The 25,381-nt window shown below is 70.0% G+C and carries 25 protein-coding genes; 13 read left to right on the top strand and 12 right to left on the bottom strand.

The genetic code is table 11. The annotated features are described in order from the left end of the window. The first annotated feature begins 51 nt into the window (after positions 1-51). Together KZC56_RS16705 and pth are read left to right on the top strand one after the other, a co-directional pair. Positions 52-666: a 50S ribosomal protein L25/general stress protein Ctc gene (locus KZC56_RS16705; protein WP_247639053.1), complete on the top strand. Its 615-nt coding sequence runs from the start codon at positions 52-54 to the stop codon at positions 664-666. Positions 667-762: 96 nt separating this feature from the next. Next, entirely contained in the window at positions 763-1,344 is a 582-nt protein-coding gene (pth, locus tag KZC56_RS16700) for an aminoacyl-tRNA hydrolase (RefSeq protein WP_136036311.1), read from the top strand. Between the two features lie 12 nt (positions 1,345-1,356). On the opposite strand, the gene KZC56_RS16695 is transcribed toward pth, so the two are convergent. Together KZC56_RS16695 and trpS are read right to left on the bottom strand one after the other, a co-directional pair. Further along, positions 1,357-2,115, bottom strand: a complete 759-nt coding sequence (locus tag KZC56_RS16695; protein WP_247639052.1) for a hypothetical protein — start codon at positions 2,113-2,115, stop codon at positions 1,357-1,359. 50 nt (positions 2,116-2,165) lie between these two features. Then, a complete protein-coding gene (gene trpS / locus KZC56_RS16690; protein ID WP_136044440.1) occupies positions 2,166-3,170 on the bottom strand; it encodes a tryptophan--tRNA ligase in 1,005 nt (334 codons plus the stop codon). 60 nt (positions 3,171-3,230) lie between these two features. Between trpS and KZC56_RS16685 the strand changes: the two genes are divergently transcribed. Continuing rightward, entirely contained in the window at positions 3,231-3,890 is a 660-nt protein-coding gene (locus KZC56_RS16685) for a DUF4166 domain-containing protein (RefSeq protein WP_247639051.1), read from the top strand. 130 nt (positions 3,891-4,020) lie between these two features. Here KZC56_RS16685 and KZC56_RS16680 read toward each other — a convergent pair whose 3' ends face one another. The 6 genes from KZC56_RS16680 to sdhC form a co-directional block, all read right to left on the bottom strand. Further along, positions 4,021-4,860 carry an exodeoxyribonuclease III gene (locus tag KZC56_RS16680; protein WP_136030390.1) on the bottom strand — a complete coding sequence of 280 codons (840 nt, stop codon included), beginning with the start codon at positions 4,858-4,860 and terminating at the stop codon, positions 4,021-4,023. Positions 4,861-4,869: 9 nt separating this feature from the next. After that, positions 4,870-6,084: a YihY/virulence factor BrkB family protein gene (locus KZC56_RS16675; RefSeq protein ID WP_247639050.1), complete on the bottom strand. Its 1,215-nt coding sequence runs from the start codon at positions 6,082-6,084 to the stop codon at positions 4,870-4,872. Positions 6,085-6,185: 101 nt separating this feature from the next. Beyond that, positions 6,186-6,953 carry a succinate dehydrogenase iron-sulfur subunit gene (locus tag KZC56_RS16670; RefSeq protein ID WP_136030386.1) on the bottom strand — a complete coding sequence of 256 codons (768 nt, stop codon included), beginning with the start codon at positions 6,951-6,953 and terminating at the stop codon, positions 6,186-6,188. 2 nt (positions 6,954-6,955) lie between these two features. Then, on the bottom strand, positions 6,956-8,782 hold the full coding sequence (gene sdhA / locus KZC56_RS16665; protein ID WP_136030384.1) for a succinate dehydrogenase flavoprotein subunit: 1,827 nt from the start codon (positions 8,780-8,782) through the stop codon (positions 6,956-6,958). 19 nt (positions 8,783-8,801) lie between these two features. After that, positions 8,802-9,242 carry a succinate dehydrogenase hydrophobic membrane anchor subunit gene (locus tag KZC56_RS16660; protein ID WP_136030382.1) on the bottom strand — a complete coding sequence of 147 codons (441 nt, stop codon included), beginning with the start codon at positions 9,240-9,242 and terminating at the stop codon, positions 8,802-8,804. Then, entirely contained in the window at positions 9,242-9,676 is a 435-nt protein-coding gene (gene sdhC, locus KZC56_RS16655; RefSeq protein ID WP_136030381.1) for a succinate dehydrogenase, cytochrome b556 subunit, read from the bottom strand. Before sdhC ends, KZC56_RS16660 begins: the two co-directional genes overlap by 1 nt. A 227-nt stretch (positions 9,677-9,903) precedes the next feature. On the opposite strand from sdhC, the gene KZC56_RS16650 reads away from it, so the two are divergent. The 10 genes from KZC56_RS16650 to KZC56_RS16605 all read left to right on the top strand — a co-directional run bounded on the left by KZC56_RS16650 (position 9,904) and on the right by KZC56_RS16605 (position 21,359). Then, positions 9,904-11,019: a mannose-1-phosphate guanylyltransferase gene (locus KZC56_RS16650; protein ID WP_136030378.1), complete on the top strand. Its 1,116-nt coding sequence runs from the start codon at positions 9,904-9,906 to the stop codon at positions 11,017-11,019. A 149-nt stretch (positions 11,020-11,168) separates the two neighbouring features. Beyond that, positions 11,169-12,281, top strand: coding sequence for a BMP family lipoprotein (locus KZC56_RS16645; RefSeq protein WP_136030376.1), 1,113 nt, complete (start codon positions 11,169-11,171; stop codon positions 12,279-12,281). A gap of 106 nt (positions 12,282-12,387) precedes the next feature. Continuing rightward, positions 12,388-13,902: an ABC transporter ATP-binding protein gene (locus KZC56_RS16640; protein ID WP_247639049.1), complete on the top strand. Its 1,515-nt coding sequence runs from the start codon at positions 12,388-12,390 to the stop codon at positions 13,900-13,902. After that, positions 13,899-15,218, top strand: coding sequence for an ABC transporter permease (locus tag KZC56_RS16635; protein WP_136030370.1), 1,320 nt, complete (start codon positions 13,899-13,901; stop codon positions 15,216-15,218). The genes KZC56_RS16640 and KZC56_RS16635 overlap by 4 nt, the downstream gene beginning before the upstream one ends. Further along, complete coding sequence (locus KZC56_RS16630; RefSeq protein WP_136036306.1) at positions 15,215-16,501, top strand: ABC transporter permease; 1,287 nt, start codon at positions 15,215-15,217, stop codon at positions 16,499-16,501. Before KZC56_RS16635 ends, KZC56_RS16630 begins: the two co-directional genes overlap by 4 nt. Beyond that, positions 16,467-16,925 (top strand): cytidine deaminase, encoded by a 459-nt coding sequence (locus KZC56_RS16625; protein WP_281733603.1) that lies wholly within the window; start codon positions 16,467-16,469, stop codon positions 16,923-16,925. The genes KZC56_RS16630 and KZC56_RS16625 overlap by 35 nt, the downstream gene beginning before the upstream one ends. Then, entirely contained in the window at positions 16,922-18,214 is a 1,293-nt protein-coding gene (locus tag KZC56_RS16620; protein ID WP_136030364.1) for a thymidine phosphorylase, read from the top strand. Before KZC56_RS16625 ends, KZC56_RS16620 begins: the two co-directional genes overlap by 4 nt. Positions 18,215-18,264: 50 nt before the next feature. Beyond that, positions 18,265-19,380, top strand: a complete 1,116-nt coding sequence (locus KZC56_RS16615; protein WP_247639048.1) for an adenosine deaminase — start codon at positions 18,265-18,267, stop codon at positions 19,378-19,380. Between the two features lie 2 nt (positions 19,381-19,382). Beyond that, positions 19,383-20,504, top strand: a complete 1,122-nt coding sequence (locus tag KZC56_RS16610; RefSeq protein ID WP_247639047.1) for a polysaccharide deacetylase family protein — start codon at positions 19,383-19,385, stop codon at positions 20,502-20,504. A gap of 3 nt (positions 20,505-20,507) precedes the next feature. Then, on the top strand, positions 20,508-21,359 hold the full coding sequence (locus KZC56_RS16605) for a carbohydrate kinase family protein (protein WP_247639046.1): 852 nt from the start codon (positions 20,508-20,510) through the stop codon (positions 21,357-21,359). Between the two features lie 10 nt (positions 21,360-21,369). On the opposite strand, the gene KZC56_RS16600 is transcribed toward KZC56_RS16605, so the two are convergent. Genes KZC56_RS16600 through KZC56_RS16585 form a run of 4 tightly spaced genes read right to left on the bottom strand, consistent with a single transcriptional unit; the run spans position 21,370 to position 25,322 of the window. Beyond that, entirely contained in the window at positions 21,370-22,116 is a 747-nt protein-coding gene (locus KZC56_RS16600) for an alpha/beta hydrolase (RefSeq protein ID WP_247639045.1), read from the bottom strand. A 10-nt stretch (positions 22,117-22,126) separates the two neighbouring features. Beyond that, positions 22,127-23,083 (bottom strand): SDR family oxidoreductase, encoded by a 957-nt coding sequence (locus KZC56_RS16595; RefSeq protein ID WP_206253122.1) that lies wholly within the window; start codon positions 23,081-23,083, stop codon positions 22,127-22,129. Continuing rightward, entirely contained in the window at positions 23,083-24,033 is a 951-nt protein-coding gene (locus KZC56_RS16590; protein WP_247639044.1) for a bile acid:sodium symporter family protein, read from the bottom strand. Before KZC56_RS16590 ends, KZC56_RS16595 begins: the two co-directional genes overlap by 1 nt. After that, complete coding sequence (locus tag KZC56_RS16585; RefSeq protein WP_136035781.1) at positions 24,030-25,322, bottom strand: flavin-containing monooxygenase; 1,293 nt, start codon at positions 25,320-25,322, stop codon at positions 24,030-24,032. Before KZC56_RS16585 ends, KZC56_RS16590 begins: the two co-directional genes overlap by 4 nt. Positions 25,323-25,381 lie beyond the last annotated feature (59 nt).

The raw sequence follows: 25,381 nt of genomic DNA, 5'->3' as shown, positions 1-25,381 counted from the left end.
ATTCCAAGACCACCGCGCGGCGCCTTCGCTGCGTGCCCCGAAGGAGAACCCATGTCTGAAGACACCACGGTCCACGCCGAGCTGCGCAACAGCTTCGGCAAGGGCTTCGCCCGTCGTCTGCGCGCCGCCGGCAAGATCCCCGCCGTCATCTACGGCCACGGCACCGAGCCCGTGCACGTCGCGCTCCCGGGCCACCAGGTCTCGCTGATCGTGCGTCGCGCGAACGCGCTGCTCGACCTCGACATCGAGGGCACCTCGCAGCTCGCGCTCGTCAAGGACGTGCAGAAGGACCCGGTGCACCAGATCATCGAGCACATCGACCTGCTGGTCGTGAAGAAGGGCGAGAAGGTCGCGATCGACGTTCCCGTCGTCGTCACGGGCGAGTCGGCTCCCGGCACCATCGTCAACCTCGACGCGACCACGCTGTCGGTCGAGGCCGAGGCCACCCACATCCCGGAGCACATCGAGGTGTCGGTCGAGGGTCTCGAGGAGGGCGCGCACATCACGGCCGCCGACGTCACCCTGCCCAAGGGCTCGTCGCTGCTGACCGACCCCGAGGTCCTGGTCGTCGCGATCGCCGTTCCGGCCGCTCCGGTCGAGGACGAGGTCGAGGCCGCCGAGGGCGAGGCTCCCGCCGAGGCCGCCGAGGAGGCCGCCGCGGAGTGATCTCCGACAGCTTCACCACGGAGGGGACGCGATCGCATCGCGTCCCCTCCGTCGTATCCTGACCGGGTGCGCGGCGCCCGCGAGAGAGGACGAGGAATGGCAGTCACCTGGCTCGTTGTCGGACTCGGCAACCCGGGTCCGCGGTACGAGGCGACCCGCCACAACATCGGCCAGCTGGTCGTCGACGAGTTGGCGAGCAGGCGCGGCGAGACGTTCCGTGAGCACAAGGGCGGTGCTCGTGTGGTGGAGACGTGGCTGCGCCCGGGGGCGGACAAGCTCGTGCTCGCCAAGCCGAACACCTTCATGAACGTCTCGGGGACACCGGTCGCCGCACTGGCCCGGTTCTACTCCGTCGCGCCGGAGCACGTGGTCGTGGTGCACGACGAGCTCGACATCCCGTTCGACACGGTGAAGCTGAAGACGGGCGGCGGCCACGGCGGACACAACGGCGTGCGCGACGTGGCGCGCGCGCTCACGACGCCCGAGTTCCCGCGCGTGCGCGTGGGGATCGGGCGCCCGCCCGGGCGTCAGGACCCCGCCGATTGGGTGCTGTCCCCGTTCGGGAAGGACGAGCGGGCGAACCTGCCGCTCCTCGTCGCGGATGCCGCCGATGCGGTCGAGCTGCTGGTGGACGAGGGGCTCCTGGCCGCGCAGCAGAAGCACCACGCGCCCCGCTGAGCGGTCGTGCGCTCAGGCGGGGGAGCCCGCGAATCCGGCGGCACCACCGACGGCGAACGTGACGAGCACGACGGCGGAGAAGATCACGACGCCGAGCACGGCGAGCACGAGCGCGGCGATCCCGGCACCGCGACCCTGCCGACGGCGGATCGCGATGATGCCGAGGACGAGCGCGGCGACGCCGAACACCGTCCCGGTCCAGAACGACAGCTCCGCCCACAGCACCTGATCTCGCGCCGGGCTGAGGACGCTCAGGTCATTGCCGCTCGAGACGCCGTAGGGGAGTCGTCGGCCGATCTCGAAGGCGCTGATGCCGCCGAGGATCGGGGCCACGACGGCCGCGACGAGGGAGAAGACGAGGGCGAGCGAGCCCAGGACGCCGGAGCGCTGCGGAGCCGCATCCGGCACGCTGTAGGCCCCGGACGGCACCGCGTAGCCGCCCACGGGCACGGCGTAGGCGCCGGGAGGGGCGGCGGGTGCGACCGGAGCCGCGGTCGGGTATGCGCCGGGGGCGGTGGCGTATGCCGGGGGTACCGGGGCAGCGCCGTACGACGGCGGGACCGGGGCGGCTGCGTACGACGGCGGGACCGGTGCGGCATCGTATGCGGGCGCGACCGGGGCGGCATCGTATGCGGGCGGGACCGGGGCGGCATCGTATGCGGGCGGGACCGGGGCGGCGGACGGCGCGGGGGCGTATGCCGGGGGTGCCGGCGGGGGTCCGTCGGGGATCGAGCGTGCGCCGGGGGGAGGAGGCAGCTGGGGATCGGTCACGCCCCCCATCCTAGAGGCGCTGCCGTCCTCGCCCCCGGGCACCGCAGCCGTCAGACCCGCCGGAGCAGTCCGACGCGGTCGTACACGTCGGACAGCGTCGCATCGGCGACGGCGTCCGCGCGGGCGGCGTTCGCGGCGAGGATGCGGTCGAGCTCGGCCGGGTCGTCGAGGAGCTCGAGCGCGCGCTCCCGCACCGGCCCGAACTCCGCCACCACGACCTCTGCCAGGCCCTTCTTGAAGTCTCCGTAGCCACGGCCCGCGTACTCGTCCTCGATCGCGGCGATCTGCCGACCGGTGAGGGCTGCGTAGATCGTCAGCAGGTTCGAGACACCGGGCTTGTTCTCGCGGTCGAACCGCACCGAGCCCTCGTTGTCGGTCACGGCCCGCATGATCTTCTTGGCCGACTTGGCCGGGTCGTCGAGCATCCACAAGACGCCGGCGTCGCTCTCCGCCGACTTCGACATCTTCGCGGTCGGGTTCTGCAGGTCGTAGATCCGTGCCGTCTCCTTCTGGATGACGGGGATCGGCACCGTGAAGGTGGGACCGAAGCGCGTGTTGAAGCGCTCGGCGAGGTCGCGCGTGAGCTCGACGTGCTGCTTCTGGTCGTCGCCGACCGGCACGACGTCGGTCTGGTAGAGGAGGATGTCCGCGGCCATGAGCACTGGATAGGTGAAGAGTCCGACGCTGGTCGCGTCAGCGCCGTACCGGGCGGACTTGTCCTTGAACTGCGTCATGCGACCGGCCTCGCCGAAGCCGGTGATCGTGCTGAGGATCCAGGCCAGCTCGGCGTGTGCGCGCACGTGGGACTGCACGTACAGCGTCGACTGCGAGGGCTCGATACCCGCTGCGATGTACTGCGCAGCCGTCCGGCGCGTCTTCTCCCGCAGCTCCGCCGGCTCCTGGGCCACGGTCAGGGCGTGCAGGTCGACCACGGAGAAGAAGGCGTCGTACGAGTTCTGCAGCTCTCGCCACTGCAGGAGAGCGCCGATGTAGTTGCCGATCTGGAGGGAGTCGGCGGAGGGCTGCATTCCGGAGTAGAGACGAGGCTTGTTCACCCGTCAATCCTATGCGCCCGTCGCGCGGCCCTCCGCGCGGCCGTCGCCTACGCTGGCGGCATGACCGAGACACCCCCGCCCGCACGAGGCCAGGTCTTCCTCGACTCCCTCGGAGCGGAGGCGGAGCGACTGCACCCGGAACTGCTCGCCTCGTTCCGTCGCCCCTCGGCCGTCGGTCACGCGGAGGGGGTGTTCGCGATCGCGGGAAGCCGCTTCGGTCGGTGGTCGGCGCTCGCCCGTCCCGTCGTGGGCCCGCGTCTGCTCGTCACCGCCCGGGGCCGCGCGGTGCCCTTCACGCTGATGACGGTGTCCGGACGGTCTCCGTCGGGGCGTGCCACGCTCGACTCCGTCCGCGTGTTCGGCTTCTCCCGCGGTGCGCAGGAGATCGCCGACCGTCTGACCGTGAGCGTCCGCCCTGGGCTGGTGCGCAACCTCCTCGGCTCGCGCGGTCGGGTCGAGCTGATCGAGGCGTGCTCCGTGACACCGGAGGGGTTCCTCCGCATGAGCACGGTGCGGGTCGCGCTGCGTCTGTGCGGTCGACGGGTCGCGCTCCGCGGACCCCTCGGCGTGCACGTCGATCTCGTGGACGGCTGGGACGAGGAGCACCGTCGTCGCACGATCGACATGCGCGCGGTGAACCCGGTGCTGGGGACGGTCTTGGAGTACCGCGGGTGGTACCGCGAACAGGACCGGCACGCGGCTGCGCAGCCCGGCTCTTAGCCCGGCTCCTAGCGAGCCCGGCACGACCGCCCGCGCGGCCGGCTCGGCGCGATCCGTGTCCGGGTAACGCACTCTGTGCGCGAGCGCGGCCCGGCACGACGCAACCGCTTGCGCGGCCGGCTCGGCGTCGTCAGTACGAGTAGTCGACGACGACCGGTGCGTGGTCGCTCCAGCGCTGGTCGTAGGCGGCGGCCCTGGCGACGTGGTAAGCCTCGACCCGTTCCGCGAGAGCGGGAGTTGCGAGGTGGTAGTCGATGCGCCACCCGGAGTCGTTGTCGAATGCCTTCCCGCGCATGGACCACCACGTGTACGGACCGTCGACCTCACCGTGGAAGCGGCGCCCGACATCGACCCAGCCGAGGCCGGTGCCGACCGAGCCATCGGTCCCCGTGATCGACGTGCCCGCCTCGCCGAGGAACCGGTCGAAGTACGCGCGTTCCCGCGGGAGGAAGCCGGCCTTGGTGCGGTTCCCGCGCCAGTTCTTGATGTCGAGCTCGCGGTGGCCGACGTTGAGGTCGCCCGTGACGAGGGCGAGGGCGCCGTCGGTGTTCAGCGACGCGAGTCGGGCCTCGAACGCGTCGAGGAACTTCCACTTCTCGTCCTGCTTCGGGGTGTCCGCCTCGCCCGAGTGTACGTAGGCGCTGACCACCGTCAGCGGCCGGTCGCCGATCACGTAGTCGGCCTCGATCCAGCGACCCTTCGAATCGAAGTCCTCCGGCCCGAAGTCGGTGCGGGAAGCGACGGCGGGGAGGCGGCTGGCGATCGCGACGCCTGCGCGCCCCTTCGCCGTTGCCTCGTCGTGCACAAAGGTCCATCCGGGGAGGGCGGCCTCGATGTGCTCGTCCTGGCCGCGGACCTCCTGCAGGGTGAGGATGTCGATGTCCGCCGCGTCGAGCCACGAGCTCATCCCGTTGCGAGCCGCCGCTCGGATCCCGTTGACATTGACCGTGGCGATACGCAGATGAGGCATTCCTCCAGCCTAACGAGCGCCTCCGACATCACCGCGGTCCTGGCGGTGGTTGAGCTCCGTGAGCAGACGCTGTGCCAGCGGGGAACCCGCCGGCAGCGGCGGCGGGGCAGTGGCCTCGAGGTGCGTCACTTCCTCCCGTGCGCGGCGCAGCGCCCGCTCGGTCGCCCACACGCGGTACCAGGGGGCGGCATCGCGCTCCGCCTGCGCGTCTCGGGCTCGGATGCGCGCGGCGACGAGCAGCGCCCGGTGCTCGTCGATGCGGCGCTCCGCCTCGGTCTGGGCGAGGAGCGGCAGGTCGCGGTCCTGTGCCGTCACCGCCATCCACGACGCCGCGACGAGCATCACGACGCCGTTCACGCGGAACCACAGCAGCAGTCCGACGAAGATCGCGAACGTGGCCAGGAGAGGGTTCGACGGCGTGTAGCTCAGCAGGAAGCCGACACCGAACTGCAGCACGGTCATGGCCGCACCGCCGAGGAGTGCGCCCGGCCAGATCACTCCCCAGTGCAGCGAGGTCCCGGTGAGGAATCGCACCATCGCGGCCAGGGCCCCGGTCAGGAGCACGAAGGACACGAGCACGGTCCCGATCCGGATGCTGAGGTTCAGCCCGTCCGATCCGGAGTCCCACCCGAGGAGGGTGAGGAGCCAGCGCAGCACGGCCGCACTGGCCGAGCTGAGGGCCGACCCGAGGATCAGGGCCACCCCGAAGATGAGGGCCGCGAGCAGATCGCGGGCCTTCAGCAGCAGGTAGCTGCGGCGGTCGGGCTCGAGCCCGAAGATGTCTCGCACGGCGCGGCGGGAGAAGGTGACCCAGCCGATCGCGGTCCAGATCACCGTGCCCAGGGCGATGAGGCCGGTGACGCCGAGCACGCCGGTCGTGTTGGAGGCGATCTCCTGCACCTGCTGCGGTGTGAACACGCCGCCCTGGTCGAGGATCAGGTTCGGGATGTAGTTGTTGATGATGTCGATGAGGCCGTTGACTGCATCTTCGCTGCCGCCCAGCCAGAGACCGGCGATGGCGAAGGCCAGGTACACAGCGGCGAAGATCGCGAACAGCGCCTGATAGCTCACGCCCGCGGCGAGCAGGAAGCCGTTGTGCTGCAGGAAGTGTCGCCACACCCGCACCGGGAACAGTCCCAGGGTGCGCTGCGTCAGCGCGGTCGCGCGCTCGACCGCCGCATCGAGACGACCGGGCTCGGTCGCGGCACCAGTGGGGTCGGACACGACCCCACCCTATCCAAGGCGCCCCACGCCGGGACGCCTCCGAGACGCGCGAAGGGCGGCTCCGCAGTCGGAGCCGCCCTTCGCGCGGGGGAGGAGATGCCTCAGGGGCGTCCGCGAAGGACCGCCTGCTTGACCTCTGCGATCGCCTTCGTGACCTCGATGCCGCGGGGGCACGCCTCGGAGCAGTTGAAGGTCGTGCGGCACCGCCACACACCCTCCTTGTCGTTGAGGATGTCGAGGCGCACGGCGGCGTTGTCGTCGCGCGAGTCGAAGATGAAGCGGTGCGCGTTGACGATGGCCGCCGGGCCGAAGTACTGACCGTCGGTCCAGAACACGGGGCACGAGGAGGTGCACGCGGCGCACAGGATGCACTTGGTGGTGTCGTCGAAGACCTCGCGGTCGGCGATGGTCTGCAGGCGCTCCTTGCCCTTCTCCGGCACGGAGTTCGCGACGAGGAACGGCTGCACCTCGCGGTACGACGCGAAGAACGGCTCCATGTCGACGACGAGGTCCTTCTCCAGCGGCAGGCCCTTGATGGCCTCGACGTAGATGGGCTTCGAGATGTCGAGGTCCTTGATCAGCGTCTTGCAGGCGAGGCGGTTCCGTCCGTTGATGCGCATGGCGTCGGAGCCGCAGATCCCGTGGGCGCAGGAGCGGCGGAACGTGAGCGAACCGTCGACCTCCCACTTGATCTTGTGGAGGGCGTCGAGCACGCGGTCGGTGGAGTAGAGCTCCACGTCGTAGTCGACCCAGTGCGGCTCGGCGTCGACCTCGGGGTCGAACCGGCGGATGTTGAACGTGACGATGAAGGACTGGATGCCGGTGTCTTCGGTCGTCTCCGCGGGGGCTTCGGCGATGGCGTTCGACATGGTCAGTACTTCCTCTCCATCGGCGGGTAGTTCAACTCGCCCTTGTCGTTCTTGGTGAACACGACGGGCTTCCAGTCGAGCTTGATGTGGTCGCTGGGGTCCGACGAGTGCGGGTCGCCCGTCAGGTAGGCCATGGTGTGCTTCATGTAGTTCTCGTCGTCGCGCTTCGGGAAGTCGTCGCGCATGTGACCGCCGCGGCTCTCCTCGCGGTTCTGCGCCGCGTAGACGACGACCTCGGCGATGTCGAGCAGGAAGCCCAGCTCCACGGCCTCGAGCAGGTCGGTGTTGAACCGGTGGCCCTTGTCGTCGACGTGCACGTTCTTGTAGCGCTCGCGCAGCTCGGCGATCACGCCCAGCACGTGCTGCAGCGACTCGTGCGTGCGGAACACCTGCGCGCCCTTGTCCATCTCGTCCTGCAGCGTCTTGCGCAGCACGGCGATGCGCTCGGTGCCCTGGTTGTTGCGCAGGTCCTCGAGCATGCCGGAGACGAACGCGGCGGGGTTCTCGGGGAGCGGAACGAACTCGGCGGTCTTGACGTACTCCACGGCGTTGCGGCCGCTTCGCTTGCCGAAGACGTTGATGTCGAGCAGCGAGTTGGTGCCGAGGCGGTTGGCGCCGTGCACCGAGACGCACGCGCACTCGCCGGCGGCGTACAGGCCGGGCACCACGGTGTCGTTGTCGGCCAGCACCTCGCCGTTGTTGTTGGTGGGGATGCCGCCCATGGCGTAGTGCGCGGTCGGCATCACGGGGACGGGCTCCACGACCGGGTCGACGCCCAGGTACGTGCGCGCGAACTCGGTGATGTCGGGGAGCTTGGTCTCGAGCACCTCGGCGCCCAGGTGCGTGCAGTCGAGCAGCACGTAGTCCTTGTGCGGTCCGGCGCCGCGGCCCTCCGCGACCTCCTGCACCATGCAGCGCGCGACGATGTCACGCGGCGCGAGGTCCTTGATGGTGGGGGCGTATCGCTCCATGAACCGTTCGCCCGAGGCGTTGCGGAGGATCGCGCCCTCACCGCGGGCACCCTCGGTGAGGAGGATGCCGAGTCCGGCGAGTCCGGTCGGGTGGAACTGGAAGAACTCGAGGTCCTCCAGCGGGAGGCCCTTGCGCCAGACGATGCCGACGCCGTCGCCCGTGAGAGTGTGCGCATTCGACGTGGTCTTGAAGATCTTCCCGAAGCCGCCGGTCGCGAAGATGACGGCCTTGGACTGGAAGACGTGAAGCTCACCCGTGGCGAGGTCGTAGGCGACGACGCCGGCGATCTGGGTCTTGCCCGCCTCGTCCTTCACGGTGATGAGGTCGAGCACATAGAACTCGTTGAAGAAGTTGATGCCGAGCTTGACGCAGTTCTGGAACAGCGTCTGCAGGATCATGTGACCGGTGCGGTCGGCGGCGTAGCAGGCGCGGCGGACCGGGGTCTTGCCGTGCTCGGCCGTGTGACCGCCGAAGCGACGCTGGTCGATCTTGCCCTCGGGCGTGCGGTTGAAGGGAAGGCCCATGTTCTCGAGGTCGATGACCGCGTCGATGGCTTCCTTCGCGAGGATCTCCGCCGCGTCCTGGTCGACGAGGTAGTCGCCGCCCTTGACCGTGTCGAAGGTGTGCCACTCCCAGGAGTCCTCCTCGACGTTCGCGAGCGCCGCCGCCATGCCGCCCTGCGCGGCACCGGTGTGCGAGCGCGTCGGGTACAGCTTCGAGATCACGGCCGTCTTCGCGCCGGGGCCCGCCTCGATGGCCGCCCGCATCCCGGCGCCGCCGGCGCCCACGATGACGATGTCGAACTGGTGGTAGTGCACGCCGTCACGGACGACGGAATCCTGGGTCTGGGTAGTCACTTCTCGTATGCCTCTTCTTCTAGCCCTGCGCCTGGCAGGTCTCCCACAGCGTGCTGGACTCGGTCACACCCAGGCAGGGGTCGAACGTGAAGACGACCAGCGTGCCGAGGATGATGAGCAGGCCGGCGGCCAGCCCGAGTGCCCACACGAGTGCCTTGCGGGCGGTGGCGTTGGTCACGTAGTCGTTCACGATCGTGCGCATGCCGTTGGCGCCGTGGATGAGCGCGAGCCACAGCATCAGCACGTCCCACCACTGCCAGAACGGCGTGGCGAACTTGCCGGCGATGAACGCGAAGTCGAGGGCGTGGATGCCCTCGCCGAGCATGAGGTTGACGAAGAGGTGGCCGAAGATCAGCACGACGAGCACGACGCCCGACACGCGCATGAAGACCCAGCCCCACTTCTCCAGGTTCACCCCGCGCTGACGGCGGGCGGGGGCGACGGCGGTCTGAGCGCTCATCAGTGTCCTCCTCCGAAGCCGGCGAATGCGAGCATCAGGTGGCGGGGCACGAAGCCGGCCATGATGATGCCCCAGACGAGCAGAACGCCCCAGAAGAGCTGGCGCTGGTACTTGGCGCCCTTCGACCAGAAGTCCACGGCGATGATGCGCAGACCGTTCATGGCGTGGAACACGATGCCGGCCACGAGCACGACCTCGCCGAGCGCCATGACCGGGTTCTTGTACGTGCCGATGACCGCGTCGTACGCCTCCGGCGACACCCTGATGAGCGCCGTGTCGAGCACGTGCACCAACAGGAAGAAGAAGATGGCGACTCCGGTGATGCGGTGAAGCACCCACGACCACATGCCTTCGCGACCCCGGTAGAGGGTGCCGCGGGGGGTCTTGGACGTGGTTTCCGAAATCGACGGTGTCAAGCGAGCGCTTGTGGACACGGTCGTCCTCCCTGGATCGATGTGACTCGGTCGCGTGCGCCGTCTCGACCCCTCGAAGTGCTGGGGAGGGGCAGGCACGCCCGATCGCCCTCCATCCTATTCCTGTGAGAAGGCCGTGGGCGACGAAGGGGACCCTAACCAGCGTGCGCCGCCCGGATCCGGTCGGGACCGCGTCGCCGCGGAGCGGCTCACGGGGACCGAGCGGGCCGGCTGGGTACGCTGGCCGGGTGAGCGAACCCATCGAGGACTTCTACGCGGTGATCCCGGCCGGAGGCATCGGCAGCAGGCTGTGGCCGCTCTCCCGGGCGGATGCGCCGAAGTTCCTGCACGACCTGACCGGCTCCGGCCACTCGCTGCTGCGCGACACGTGGGACCGCCTCGAGCCTCTCGCCGGACCCGATCGGATCGCGGTGGTCACGGGACGGGCGCACCGGGCGGCGGTGGAGGCCGAGCTGCCCGGCATCGCCGATCTGAACGTGTTCCTGGAGTCGGAGCCGCGCGAGTCCGCCGCGGCGATCGGACTGGCCGCCGCCGTGCTGCACCGGCGCGACCCCGATGTGATCATCGGCTCGTTCAGCGCCGATCACGTCATCCGCGGCACGCGCGTGTTCGAGTTCGCGGTGCGAGACGCGGTCGAGGTCGCTCGCGAGGGGTACATCTGCACGATCGGCATCGCCCCCACGGAGCCCGCGGTCGGCTTCGGATACATCAAGAAGGGCTCCGAGCTCGTCGTCGAGCGTGCCCGTGAGGCCGCGCTCGTCGAGAGCTTCGTGGAGAAGCCCGACCTGGAGACGGCCAAGGCGTACCTCGCCGACCGGGGCTACCTGTGGAACGCGGGCATGTTCATCGCCAAGGCGAGCGTCCTGCTCGACGAGCTCGCCGCGAACGAGCCGGAGCTGCACGCCGGGCTGCTCGAACTGGCCGAGGCGTGGGACGATCGCGAGCGACGGGGCCCGGTCGTCGACCGCATCTGGCCGCGCCTCAAGAAGACGGCGATCGACTATGCGGTCGCCGAGCCCGCCGCGCGTCGTGGTCGCCTCGCCGTCGTCCCCGGGCACTTCGACTGGGACGATGTCGGCGACTTCGCGTCGCTCACCAAGCTCATCACCAACGGCAGGAAGAACGACCTCGCCGTTCTCGGGCCGCGGGCGCGGGTGCTCACGGATGCCGCCAGCGGCATCCTCGTCAGCCAGACCTCCCGCGTCATCAGCCTCGTCGGCGTCAAGGACATCGTCGTGGTCGACACCCCCGACGCGCTTCTCGTCACGACGGTGGAGAACGCGCAGCGCGTGAAGGGCGTCGTGGAGTCGCTGAAGCTGAACGGACAGGGCGACGTGCTCTGATGAGCAGTGATCGGTGCTCATCGGGTGGGTTGATTTCAGCTTTGTAACCTTTCGCCAGCGCCAGGGGCGACGTGCGTGCACGAAGGCTGAAACACTAGGTAACTTTGATCGATCCGCGATGGTCGCGGTTCCGTTGAGGGAGGCATGAGTTGACCATCTCCACCACCAAGAAGCTTCTCGGCGCGACCGTCGCCGCGGGCGTCATCTTCGCGCTCGCCGGTTGCGGCCAGGCACCGACCGACGAGGCCGGGGGATCGGACAAGCCGGCCGACTCCGACTTCCTGCCCTGCCTGATCTCCGACGCGGGCGGCTGGAACGACAAGTCGTTCAACCAGTCGGCCAAGGAGGGCATGGACAGCGCCGCCGAGGAGCTCGACATCAAGCCGCTCGAGTTCGAGTCGGCGAACGACAACGACTACGCGCCGAACCTCGAGACCGCGGTGTCCGAGGGCTGCTCGCTCATCGTCTCGGTCGGCTTCAAGCTGTCGGCCGCCACGGTCGAGTCGGCGCTCGCGAACCCCGAGATCGACTACGCGATCATCGATGACTGGGCCGACAACGACTTCGACGGCGAGGTCGACGCGCCCAACATCAAGCCCCTCGTGTTCGACACGGCTCAGGCCGCCTACCTCGGCGGCTACGCGGCCGCGGCGTGGTCGGCGCAGAGCGGTGTGAACAAGGTCGGCACCTTCGGCGGCATGCAGATCCCGTCGGTCGCCGTGTTCATGGACGGCTACCAGCTCGGGGTCGAGAAGTACAACGAGGACAAGTCGGCTTCGGTCCAGGTCTTCGGATGGGATGCGGCGACGCAGGAGGGCTCCTTCACGGGTGGCTTCGACGCGAACGACACCGCCAAGCAGACCGCTCAGGGCGTGCTCGACCAGGGTGTCGACGTGATCCTCCCGGTCGGTGGCCCCGTCTACCAGAGCGCCGCGGCGGCCATCACCGACAGCGGCAAGGACACCCTGATGCTCGGCGTGGACAGCGACCTCGCGGTTGCCGACCCGAGTGTTGCGGGCATGACGCTCGTGTCGATCATGAAGGCCATCGACGTGGCTGTGCACGACGCGACGATCGCGGCCGCCAAGGGCGACTTCGACCCGGAGCCCTACGTCGGGACGCTCGAGAACGAGGGCGTCAAGCTGTCCGGCTTCGGCGACTTCGAGTCCCAGCTGCCCGAGGGCCTGATGGACGAGCTGAAGACGCTGCAGGAGCAGATCATCTCCGGCGACATCACGGTGGAGTCGAAGAACTCGCCGTGATCTGAAACGGTCCGACACGGGGCGAGTGGTGAGCAGGCTGCCACTCGCCCCGTGCCGTGGACGGACGACGATTCTCCTGAATGACACTTCTGGATAAGGTGCAGATATGAAGCTCGAACTTCGCGGCATCACCAAGCGATTCGGCAGCCTCGTGGCCAACGACCACATCGATCTGGTGGTCGAACCGGGGCAGATCCACGCCCTCCTCGGGGAGAACGGCGCGGGAAAGTCCACCCTCATGAACGTCCTCTACGGCCTGTACCAGGCCGATGAGGGAGAGATCCTCCTCGACGACGAGGTGCAGCACTTCCGCGGCCCGGGTGACGCGATGGCTGCGGGGATCGGCATGGTGCACCAGCACTTCATGCTCGTACCGGTGTTCACGGTCGCCGAGAACGTGATGCTCGGCCACGAGCAGACCAAGGCGCTCGGCACCCTCGACATCGCGAAGGCCCGCCAGCACGTGCGGGACGTCGCCGCGCGCTTCGGCTTCGACATCGACCCCGACGCGATCGTGGGCGACCTGCCCGTCGGCGTGCAGCAGCGGGTCGAGATCATCAAGGCGCTCTCGCGCGACGCGAAGGTGCTCGTGTTCGACGAGCCCACCGCGGTGCTGACCCCCCAGGAGACCGATGAGCTCATGGGCATCATGCGGCAGCTGCGCGACGAGGGCACCGCGATCGTGTTCATCACGCACAAGCTCCGCGAGGTGCGGGAGGTCGCCGACACCATCACGATCGTCCGCCTCGGCCGGATCGTGGGGGAGGCGTCGCCGACTGCGTCGAACGCGGAGCTCGCCTCGCTCATGGTCGGCCGCGCGGTCGAGCTGACGGTGCACAAGGAGGCGCCGCGACTCGGCGAGGGCGGGCTGGCGGTGTCCGGACTGCGGGTGCTCACCACGGGGGGCGCGATCGTCGTGGACGGCGTCGACTTCACCGTGCGACCGGGCGAGGTGCTCGCGATCGCCGGCGTGCAGGGCAACGGCCAGACCGAGCTCGTGGAGGCCATCGTCGGTCTCGCGGCGCGCGTCGAGGGCAGCATCGTGCTCGACGGCAAGGAGCTGGTCGGCAAGAGCGTGCGCGCCATCCTCGACGCGGGAGTCGGGTTCGTCCCGGAGGACCGCACGGAGGACGGCCTGGTCGGCGGGTTCTCGGTCGCCGAGAACCTGGTGCTCGACCGCTCGGACGACCCGGCGTTCAGTCGCGCCGGCACGCTCAAGCGCGCCGTGCTCGAGGAGTTCGCGCGCGAGCGCATCAAGGAGTACGACATCCGCGCGCAGGGGCCCCACACCCCGGCGGGCACGCTGTCGGGTGGAAACCAGCAGAAGGTGGTCATCGCCCGGGAGATGAGCCGCGACCTGCGCCTGCTCGTGGCGGCGCAGCCCACTCGCGGCGTCGACGTCGGCTCGATCGAGTTCATCCACAAGCGGATCATCGAGACGCGCGACGCCGGGATCCCCGTCGTCGTGGTCTCCACGGAGCTGGACGAGGTCGCAGCTCTCGCGGACCGGATCGCGGTCATGTACCGCGGCACGATCGTCGGCATCGTCCCGGGTGACACGCCCCGGGAGACACTCGGACTCATGATGGCCGGTGCGGCCGAAGGAGAGGTGGCCGCGTGAGCGGAGCGACACCAGGCGCAGGGGACGCGACCAAGGGGCTCCCACCCGAACAGCTCGCCACGAGCACCGGCACTGTGCCGCGCGACCCCTCCGACGTCCCGCCGCCTCCCCGCGCGAACGTCGTCCTGAAGGAGATCCTGCGGGGGAGCGCCGTCACCACGATCCTGGCGATCGTGCTCGCGCTCATCGTGGGCGGCATCCTCATCGCCTTCACGAACGAAGACGTGCAGGAGGCGTCCGGGTACTTCTTCGCCCGTCCGACCGACACGTTGGCGGCGGCCTGGAACGCCGTCTACAACGGCTACGAGGCGCTCTTCCGCGGCGCGATCTTCAACGCCCGCGGAGCCGACTTCGCCGCGCAGATCCGTCCGCTGACGAACACGCTCGGTTTCGCCGCGCCGCTCATCGCGGCCGGTCTCGGCGTGGCGCTCGCGTTCCGCGTCGGTCTGTTCAACATCGGTGCGCGCGGCCAGATGCTCATCGGTGTCGCGGTCGCGGCGCTGCTGACCTTCTCCCTCGACCTGCCGCTGTGGCTGCACCTGCCCGTCACGCTCCTCGCCGGCATCGCGGGCGGGGCGCTGTGGGGTGCGATCGCCGGTCTCATCAAGGCCCGCACGGGTGCGCACGAGGTGATCCTCACGATCATGCTCAACTACATCGCGTACTACCTGCTGCTGTGGATGATCCGGACGCCCGGCCTGCTGCAGAAGCCGGGCACGAACCAGGCGCTCGGCTCGCCGACACCCGAGTCGGCGCAGTTCCCGACGCTGCTCGGCCCGCAGTTCCCGCTGCTGGACGTGGGCTTCGTGATCGTGATCATCGCGACGCTGTTCGTCTGGTGGCTCCTCGAGCGCTCCTCCCTCGGCCTGCGCATGCGCGCCGTGGGCGAGAACCCGCACGCCGCCCGCGCCGCCGGCATCAGCGTGCAGCGCATCTACGTCTACGCGATGCTCTTCGCGGGAGGCCTCGCCGGACTCGCGGGCATGAACCAGCTGCAGGGCGCCGTGACCACCGGCGTCACCGAGACCATCGACGCGGGCATCGGCTTCGACGCGATCACCGTCGCCCTCCTCGGCCGCAGCCGCGCGTGGGGCACGTTCGCCGCCGGCATCCTGTTCGGCGCGCTCAAGGCCGGATCGTTCTCGATGCAGGCGCAGGACATCCCGGTCGACATCGTGCTGGTCGTGCAGTCGCTCGTGGTGCTGTTCATCGCCGCGCCGCCGCTGCTGCGCACCGTGTTCTTCCTGCCCAAGTCCGACGCGGAGAAGGCCGCCAAGGCGAGAGCCAAGGCCGCGAAGAAGGCGGTGACGGCATGATGTCGCTCGCACAGACCGAGGCCGCAGACGGCACCGTCCAGCTCGCGACCGTGAAGGAGCGCCACCTCAAGGCGCCCATCGTGCTCGCCGTGCTGACCGTGCTGCTCGCGCTGCTGTTCCTCGCGGTACCCCGTAGCGGCACCAGCACCTTCCGGCTCTCCGACCAGTCGTCGGCGTTCGCACTGCCCGACGTGGCCCTGCCCACCTCGTCGACCTTCTGGTTCGTGTTCGCCGTGCTGGTCGTGATCACGGTCGCCTCGTTCCTGCGGGCATGGGTGTATCGTCCGACCTCGCTCTGGCTGGTCGCTGCCTACGGTGTGTTCGCGGTGTTCGGGTTCCTGGTGTGGGCGTCCGCGGGCGGCCTCGTCCCCGTCACGAGCCTGCTGTTCGGCGCGGTGTCGCTGTCGGTCCCGCTGGTGTTCGGTGCCCTCGGCGGCGTGATCGGCGAGCGCGCCGGTGTGGTCAACGTCGCCATCGAGGGGCAGCTGCTGCTCGGCGCGTTCTCGGCCGCCCTGCTGTCGAGCATCACCGGCAACCCGTTCGTGGGTCTGATCGGCGCGATGGTCGGCGGCGTGCTGGTCGCCAGCGTCCTCGCCGCGTTCGCGATCAAGTACCTCGTCGAGCAGGTCATCGTCGGTGTCGTGCTGAACGTGCTCGTCACCGGTCTCACCGGGTTCCTGTACGGCGCGCTCCTGGCACCCAACGAGGCCGAGCTGAACACGCCGGTGCGGTTCACGCGGATCGAGATCCCGCTGCTCAGCGACATCCCGATCATCGGTCCCGTGCTGTTCAACCAGACGTTCATCGGCTACCTGATGTTCCTCACGGTCGCCGTCGTCGCGTGGGGGCTGTACCGCACCCGCTGGGGGCTGCGGCTCCGCGCCGTCGGTGAGCACCCGCAGGCCGCCGACACGGTGGGCATCAAGGTCAACCCGACGCGGTTCTGGAACGTGCTGCTGGCCGGTGCGATCGCGGGCATGGGCGGTGCGTACTTCACGCTCGTCTCGGTGCCGCAGTTCGGCAAGGACATGACGGCGGGACTCGGCTTCATCGCCCTCGCCGCGGTGATCTTCGGCCGCTGGGACCCGATCAGGGCGACGCTGGCGGCACTGCTGTTCGGCTTCGCGACGAACCTGCAGAACCTGCTGTCGATCCTGAAGACGCCGATCCCTGGCGAGTTCATGCTGATGCTGCCGTACGTGGTGACGCTGCTCGCGGTCGCCGGGTTCGCCGGGCAGATCAAGGCGCCTGCCGCCGACGGCAAGCCGTACATCAAGTCGTAGGACGCAGGAAGAAGGAACGACCGTCATGACCGACATCGACTGGGACGAGCTGCGCCAGGTCGCCGCCGACGCGATGACGAAGGCGTACGCGCCGTACTCCCGCTACCGCGTGGGAGCGGCCGCCCTCGTCAGCGACGGACGCATCGTCGCGGGCTGCAACGTGGAGAACGCCTCGTACGGCGTCACGCTGTGTGCGGAGTGCGCGCTCGTCGGCGACCTGCACATGTCGGGCGGTGGGCAGCTCGTGGCGTTCGTGTGCGTCAACAACGACGGCGACACGATCATGCCGTGCGGCCGGTGCCGCCAGCTGCTGTACGAACACGCCGTGCCCGGCATGCTGCTGGAGACCGTCTCCGGCATCCGCACGATCGACGAGGTGCTGCCCGATGCGTTCGGGCCGCGCGACCTGGAGGACGCACGATGACCGTTGAGCCGTTCGACGCCGTGGATGTGATCCGCGCCAAGCGCGACGGCGGGGCGGTGCCGGAGCCGGCGCTGCGCTGGATGGTCGACGCGTACACGCGCGGCTACGTCTCGGACGCGCAGATGGCCTCGTTCGCGATGGCGGTGTTCCAGCGGGGCATGGAGCGCGACGAGATCCGCGTGCTGACCGACGCCATGATCGCCTCCGGCGAGCGGATGAGCTTCGCGACCCTCGGCAAGCCCACGGTCGACAAGCACTCCACGGGTGGTGTCGGCGACAAGATCACCCTGCCGCTCGCACCGCTGGTGGCCTCGTTCGGCGTGGCCGTTCCGCAGCTCAGCGGACGCGGCCTCGGTCACACCGGGGGCACGCTCGACAAGCTCGAGGCGATCCCCGGCTGGCGCGCCGCGCTCAGCAACGAGGAGATGTTCGCCCAGATGCGGGGCGACGTGGGGGCGGTGATCTGCGCCGCGGGTTCCGGCCTCGCCCCCGCCGACAAGAAGCTGTACGCGCTGCGCGACGTGACGGGGACGGTCGAGGCGATCCCGCTGATCGCGTCGAGCATCATGTCGAAGAAGATCGCCGAGGGCACCGACGCGCTCGTGCTCGACGTGAAGTTCGGCTCCGGCGCCTTCATGCAGGACATCGACCGCGCGCGGGAGCTCGCACGCACGATGGTCGCACTCGGCACCGACTCCGGCGTCGCCACGACCGCGCTGCTCACGGACATGAACGTGCCGCTGGGCCGCGCGATCGGCAACGCCAACGAGGTGCGCGAGTCCGTCGAGATCCTGGCGGGCGGAGGCCCGGACGACGTGCGGGCACTGACCGTCGCCCTCGCCAGGGAGATGCTCGCCCTCGCCGGGCAGCCCGACGCCGACGTGGAGGCCGCTCTCGACGACGGCCGCGCGATGGACAGCTGGAAGGCCATGATCCGCGCGCAGGACGGCGACCCCGACGCCGCGCTCCCGGTCGCGAGGGAGACGCACGTCGTGACCGCCGCGTCCGACGGTGTCGTGACGCGCATGGACGCGCTGCCCTTCGGGATCGCCGCGTGGCGCCTCGGTGCCGGGCGGGCCAGGGCCGAGGATCCGGTCATCCACGAGGCCGGCATCGACCTGCACGCCAAGCCGGGCGACCGCGTGACCGCCGGGCAGCCGCTGTTCACCCTGTCCGCGGCCGACGAGGCACGGTTCCCCCGCGCGATCGAGGCGCTGGAGGGGGCGTGGGAGCTCGGCGACCGGGCCCCGGAGGCCGGGCCGATCGTCCGCGAGCGCATCACGGCCTGAGGCCGCGGACGGTAGCCTGAAACCGAAGTCCCGCGACCGAGAGGATCCCCATGTCGATCGATGCGAACGGCGATGCCAGCCTGAACGGCGTCTCCCTGCGGAGCCTGCCCAAGGTGTCGTTGCACGACCACCTCGACGGGGCCGTGCGGCCGGCGACGATCATCGAACTCGCGGACGCCATCGGGCTCGACGTGCCGGAGAACGACCCGCGCGCGCTGGGCACCTGGTTCGCGAAGCAGAGCGACTCCGGCTCGCTGGTCGAATACCTGAAGACGTTCGACCTCACGACGGCCGTCATGCAGACGCGCGAAGGGCTCACCCGGGTCGCGCGCGAGTTCGTGCAGGATCTCGCGGCCGACGGCGTGATCTACGGAGAGGTGCGCTGGGCGCCCGAGCAGCACCAGGCCGCGGGGCTCACGCTGGAACAGGCCGTGGAGGCCGTGCAGCAGGGCATCGAGGAGGGCGAGGACGCCGCCGACCGCAACGGTCGCAGCATCCGCATCGGCCAGCTGATCACCGCCATGCGGCACACCGACCGCGCCAGGGAGATCGCGGAGCTCGCGGTCGACTTCCGCGGCCGCGGTGCCGTGGGCTTCGACATCGCCGGGCCGGAGGACGGCTTCCCGCCGTCGAACCACCGCGCCGCGTTCGACTTCCTCGCCGAGAACTTCTTCCCCGTGACCGTTCACGCGGGAGAGGCCGCCGGACTCGCATCGATCCGTTCGGCGCTGCTCGACGGGCGCGCGCTGCGGCTGGGCCACGGTGTGCGCATCGCGGAGGACCTGGAGGTCGTCACGCAGGAGGGCGACGAGGTGCAGGTGCGCTTCGGCGAGCTCGCCCGCTGGGTGCGCGACCGCGAGATCCCGCTCGAGCTGTCGCCGTCGTCGAACCTGCAGACCGGGGCCGTCGCGACCTGGGGCAACGTGCTGGCCGACCACCCGTTCGACCTGCTCTACCAGCTGGGCTTCGCCGTCACCGTGAACGTGGACAACCGCACCATGAGCGCGACCTCGCTCACGCGGGAGCTGGCGCTGCTGGTGGAGACGTTCGACTACGACCTCGACGACCTCGAGACCTTCCAGTTCAACGCCGCGGCCGCCGCGTTCCTCCCCGTCGAGGAACGCGAGGAGCTCGTGGAGATGATCGCCGAGGGATTCGACGCCTGACCGTGGCTTCCGGGGGGAAGCGACGGGGGCGCGTCGCACTGATCATCTCGCTCGCCGCCGTGCTGGTGGTCGGGGGTGGCGCGGCGGCATACCTGCTGCTGAACCGGGGGGCGGCCGAGGCGGCACCGGCGCGGACGGAGTCGCCGCGCCCCGAGCCGTCGCCGTCGCCGACGCCGCTGACCGCGGTCGAGCAGCTGCTGGCCGACGCCGACAACCCGCTGGCGTGTGCCGTGAGCTTCGCCGGCGAGGGCGCCCCGGCGGATCCGCAGCTGCAGTGGCAGAACGGCCTGTACGTCGCGCTGCCGATCCCGGCCGTGGCGGGGAAGGTGTTCGCCGGGTGGTACCCGACGGCGGCAGACGCGGCGGCCTTCACTCCGGAGGCCCGCGTCAACGGCGCCCACCCCGTGGTGTGCGACGACCAGCGGATCGAGCTGTTCGCGGCCTGGAAGACCCCGGAGGAGAACGCGGCGGAGGGTACGCGCGTGCCGATCCTCATGTACCACCAGTTCACATCGAACCCGGACGGGGAGACAGGCTGGCTGCGCGGGAACTACGCCTACATCGGCGACTTCGACGCGCAGATGAACCACATCGCCACCACGGGCTTCTACCTGCCGACGTGGGATGAGCTCAGCGCGTTCATCGACGGCCGGCTGTTCCTGCCCGCGCGCTCGGTCATCATCACGGACGACGACGCCGACCAGAGCTGGTTCGACCTCGCCGTGCCCGTGATCGACAAGTACCGCCTGCTGTCGACCTCGTTCATGATCACGGCCTACCGGACCGATCCGCCCCCGTCGATCTACGTGCTGCGGCGCTCGCACACCAACGACATGCACCAGGCGGGGGAGAACGGCAAGGGGCGGATGGTGAACTGGACGGCCGATCAGATCGCCGCCGACCTCAACGCCTCGGGCGATGTGCTGGGCGTCCGCGAGGTCATGGCCTACCCCTTCGGACACTACAACGACACGGCGAAGCAGGGCGTGGCGCAGGCCGGCTTCGAGATGGCGCGGACGATCGAGCCCGGGTACGTGCAGATCGGTACGGACAAGCTCGCGCTTCCCGTGGTGCGCATCGACTACGGCATGGGGCTCGACGCCCTGGTGTCGCGGATCGGCTGACGCGTGGGCGCGGTCGTCATCGTCGGTCCCGCCGCCTGGAACAGGATCGTCGTGCTCGACCGGCTGCCGGAGCCGGAACCGCACATGCAGTTCGCCGAGGACAGCTGGGAGACGGTCGGCGGCACGAGTGCGGGCAAGGCGCTGAGCCTGACCGGGCTCGGGCGCGCGGTGGCACTGCACGCGATCGCGGGGTTGGACGATGACGGCCGGCGGGTGCGCGACGCCCTGGCCGCGGCCGGAGTGCCCGTGCACTGGTCGGACGGCGTGACGGAGCGCCACCTGAACCTCATGACGAGGGCGGGGGAGCGCGTGTCGCTGTACCTGGCGACGCCGGAGGCGGGCGACGGGCGCGACGATGCGGCCCTGGCGGCAGAGCTGGCGGTGGCGGACGCGGTCGTGCTTGACCTGGCCGCTGAACCGTTGCGCCTGCTCCCGCTGGCACGGCGGAGCGGCACGCCGCTCTGGGTGGACGTGCACGACTACGACGGCACGGCCGCGTTCCACCGGCCGTTCCTCGCCGCCGCGCATGCCGTGTTCTGCAACGCCGACCGCCTGGACTCTCCGGTGGAGTTCCTGCGGGCCACGGTCGACGCGGGCGCCCAGCTCGCGGTGTGCACGCTCGGCGCGGACGGCGCGGTGGCGATCGATGCGGACGGGACCGCGGTGCGCGTGCGTGCGGTGCCCACCACGGTCGTCGACACCAACGGCGCAGGCGACGCGTTCCTCGCCGGCGTGCTGGACGCCCGACTGAGCGGAGCCGGGCTCGCCGCCGCGCTGGAGGCCGGGGCGCGGACGGCGTCGCTCGTGCTCGGCACCCGGCACCTGCACCCGCTGCTCGACCCCGTCCTCGGCTGAGAGGTGCCGGTCAGCGGGGGACCGACAGCAGGAACCCGCCCACGATGTCGGTGAGCTGCGCGCGCATCTCCTCCTCGGACAGGGTCGGCTCGCCGTCGCCCGCCTGTGGCCCGTAATCGCCGAACGAGGCATGAGAGGCGCCGTCGATCTCGACGAGTTCGGCGTCGGCCGGGAGCATCGGCCGCGCATCGGCGATCTTCTCCGGGGTGGACAGGCCGTCCTCGCTCCCGGCCACGCTGAGCACCGGGAGCTCGGAATCGGACAGGTCGTTCGCGCAGTACGACGCGAACAGCACCAGGGCATCGGCTGCGGTGGCGAGCTGGCAGGCGCGGACGCCGCCCAGGGAGTGGCCGCCGACGGCCCAAGACTCGACATCGGGCGCCGCGGACGTGAAGTCGTCCAGGCCGCGGGGGTCGAAGAACGCGAGGTTCAACCACGGCCGGGTGATCACGACCGTGATGCCCTCCTCGGCGAGGCCCTGGAGCGGGGCCGCATAGGCCCACGGATCGACCTTGGCGCCCGGGATGAACACCAGGCCCCGTTCCGAGTCGCCGTCGGCGGGTTCCAGCACGATGCCTTCGTCGGCGTCGGTCACGGTGATCGCCGAATTGTCACGGACCTCGGCGAGCGGACCCGGTTCGGCCGGCATGACCCCGATCTGGGTGTAGGCGAGCACACCGCCGATCGCGAGGACCAGCACGATGGCCAGAGCCCACAGGACACGTCTCAGGATGCGGCGGCGGGGCTTCTTCTGCACGGAGGCAACGCTACTCCCGTCGGCGGGAGACGGAGGGGTGCGTGGCCAGGTACTCCTCGAACGCCTCCGCCGAGGTGCGCGTGGGCGTGAAGCCGAAATCCTCGATGAGTCGGCGGTTGGACAGCACGGGCCGCCAGCGCAGGAACGGCACCTTCTCCGGCCCGTGCTCGGTGAGCCGGAGCATCCGTCCCAGGCGGAGCGCCGCGTCCAGTGCCCACGCCGGGACCACGAGCTGTCGCTTGCCGAGCCGCGCGGCGATCTGCGGCACCGTGAGACGCCCGTCTCCGGCAACGTTGAACACCCCGGCCGGTCCGTCCGTCGCCGCCCGCACCATCGCGGTCGCAACGTCGTCGACCCAGACGAACACGAAGGGGGAGTCGGAGCCCGCGATGCGCAGGATGCGCCGCCCGTCCCAGAGCGCGGTGATCTGATTCCGCACGGTCGGACCGAGGATCGTCCCGATGCGGAACACGACCTGCTCGAGTCCGGGGTGCTCGCTCCGGCAGTCGGACAGCATCTCCTCGACCAGCCGTTTGTGGCGCGCGTACGGGAACGCGTCGTTGCCGCGCAGAGGCGTGCTCTCGTCGATCCAGGCGGGAGCGTCGGGGTGGTAGCCGTACGCGGCGCCCGAGCTCGACACGACGATCCGGCGGACGCCGGTCTCGACGCACGCGGCGAGCACATTCGCGGAGCCGATCACATCGACCCGGTACTCCCGGTCGACGTCGCGACCCGGGTTCACGATCGCGGCGAGGTGCACCACGGTGTCGATCCGGTGGGCGCGCAGCAGGGGCGCGACGGCTGCGGCATCGGTCACGTCGAGCAGCGCGTTCACGACGCCGTCCCGCGCGGGGGCATCCCGCACATCCGCGGCCACGACCAGCTCCACGTCGTCACGGCGCGCGAGGGCGCTCGCGACGTGCGTGCCGAGGAAACCCGCACCGCCCGTGATCAGCACCCGCCGCATCAGGCCGCCTCGATGCTCATGCGACCACTCGCATCGCCGTGGGGGCTTCCGGTCCGCCGTCGGGTGTGCCGCGCCCACAGTCCGGCGAGCACGAGTCCGGCGATGATGTCCCAGATGCCCCACCAGCCCGCCACGATGGCCATGCCGCCCAGCCCGTCGAAGAACAGGAAGACCAGGCCCAGGCCGAGCCCGGCGTTGCGGATGCCCACCTCGAAGGTCATGGCCTTGCGCTCGCGGGTGCCCAGTCCGCCGACCACGGCCGTGCCGTAACCGAGGGCCAGCGCGACCGCATCGTGCACGGCGACCACCAGGAGGATGATGCCGAGCACCTGCACGAACACCGTCCAGTTGCCGATCAGGGCGGCCACGATGAAGCCCAGCAGTGCGAGCAGGCTGAACCACTTCACGAAGGGCTGCACGCGCGCGCTCACCCCCGGCAGCTTCGCCCGCAGCAGCAGCCCGAGGGCGAACGGGAGACCGACGATCAGCAGGATCTCGAGCAGCATCCGCCACGGGTCGAGCGAGATGTCGCGCAGCAGCGTGCGTGCGGTCGGGTGCAGCGACCCCCAGAACGTGATGCTCAGCGGCATCGCGACGATGTAGACCAGGTTGCCGACCGCCGTGAGCGACACGGACAGCGCGACGTTGCCGCCCGCGCGATGCGTGAGCACCTGCGAGATGTTGCCGGGCGGACAGCACGCGACCAGCAGCATCCCCAACGCCATCGACGGCGGGACGGGCAGCACCAGCGTGAGCAGGAACGTCGCGACGGGGAGCAGCAGGAGCTGGGCGAGGATCGCGATCGCGAACGGCTTCGGGTGCTTCGCCACGACGCGGAAGTCCTGCGGTGACGTGTCCAGCGCGATGCCGAACATGATCAGGCCGAGCACCACGTTGAGGATCGTGAGCGTGCCGGGGGTGAAGGAGAGCACCACGTCGTCGACGTTCACGCCCCGGCCTCCAGCGACTGCCGCTCCTGCCGGACCGCGCGGCGATAGGCGTCCTTGTTCACGTAATAGGCCATCCGGTCGAGGCCGAGGTAGTGGTAGCCGCCGGTCACGTCCGGCCACGGGGCCCCGGTCACCCGCTCGCGGAATCGCGCGCCGCGCTCGGGAGCCGTCTCCACCGCGTGCAGGTAGGAGGCGAGGAGCTCGGCCTGCTCGTAGCGCCCCTGCCACCCGATCCCCGACGCCTCGATCATGCCCATCACGAACAGCCCGTTGAAGGAGGAGGGGAACACGTTCAGGAACAGCCTCGGGGCCGCCCCGCGCCAGTGCAGGTGCTCCGGATCGACGAACGGGTAGTCGAGGCGGTAGCCGGTGGCGAGCAGGACCAGGTCGTAGTCGTCCGCGCTCCCGTCGCGGAAGTGCACCGTGGAGCCGTCGAAGCGGTCGATGTCGGGTCGGATGCGCAGGTCGCCCTGGCCGAGGTGGTTCAGGACGAGCGTGTTCACGATCGGGTGCGACTCGTACAGCCGGTAGTCGGGCCGGGGGAAGCCGAACCGTACCGGATCGCCCGTGAACGCCCGCAGCACGCGGGTGTCGATCGCCTGCTTGAGCCGGGCGGGCAGCGGTCGGCCCTGGTTGAGCGTGTCGCTGGGACGCCCGAACAGGTAGCGCGGCACGAAGTAGTAGCCGCGGCGCACGCTCATGTCGACCGACGCCGCATGGTGCACGGCGTCGACGGCGATGTCGCACCCCGAGTTGCCCGCGCCGATCAGCAGAACGCGCTTCCCCGCGAGCTGCTGCGGCGACCGGTACGCGCTGGTGTGCTGCAGCTCGCCCGTGAACGCACCGCGGAACGAGGGGACGTTCGGCGTGGCGAGCGTGCCGTTCGCGAGCACCACGCCCGCGTACCACCGGGTGTGCTCGCCGTCCGGTCCCGTGGCGGTGAGGTCCCAGCCGCCGTCGCGGGGTTCGAGCCTGGTCACGGCCGTGTCGAAGCGGAACAGCCCTGTCAGGCCGAAGTGCTCGGCGTAGTCGGTGAAGTACTCCTTGAGCACGCGGTGCCCCGGGTAGTCCGCGGTGGTCCGCATCGGGAACTCCGCGAACTCGGTCGTGGTGCGCGAGGAGATCAGGTGCGCGGACTCGTACATGGTGCTGCGCGGGTTGTCGATGTCCCACAGGCCGCCGACGCCGTGCGACGCCTCGTACCCGTCCACGGCGATGCCGCGCTTCTGCAGCGCTCTGGCTGCTGCCAGGCCCGACGGCCCCGCGCCGATCACGGCGTATCTGTTCATCCCGCTCCCCGCACGTCGCTGTGCTCGAAAAAACGCCCCCGCGCACCGATCGTAGCGGT

This window comes from Microbacterium sufflavum (assembly GCF_023091155.1).
In the GTDB taxonomy this organism is placed as follows: Bacteria; Actinomycetota; Actinomycetes; order Actinomycetales; family Microbacteriaceae; genus Microbacterium; species Microbacterium sufflavum.
This window is presented reverse-complemented; position numbering and strand designations above follow the sequence as displayed.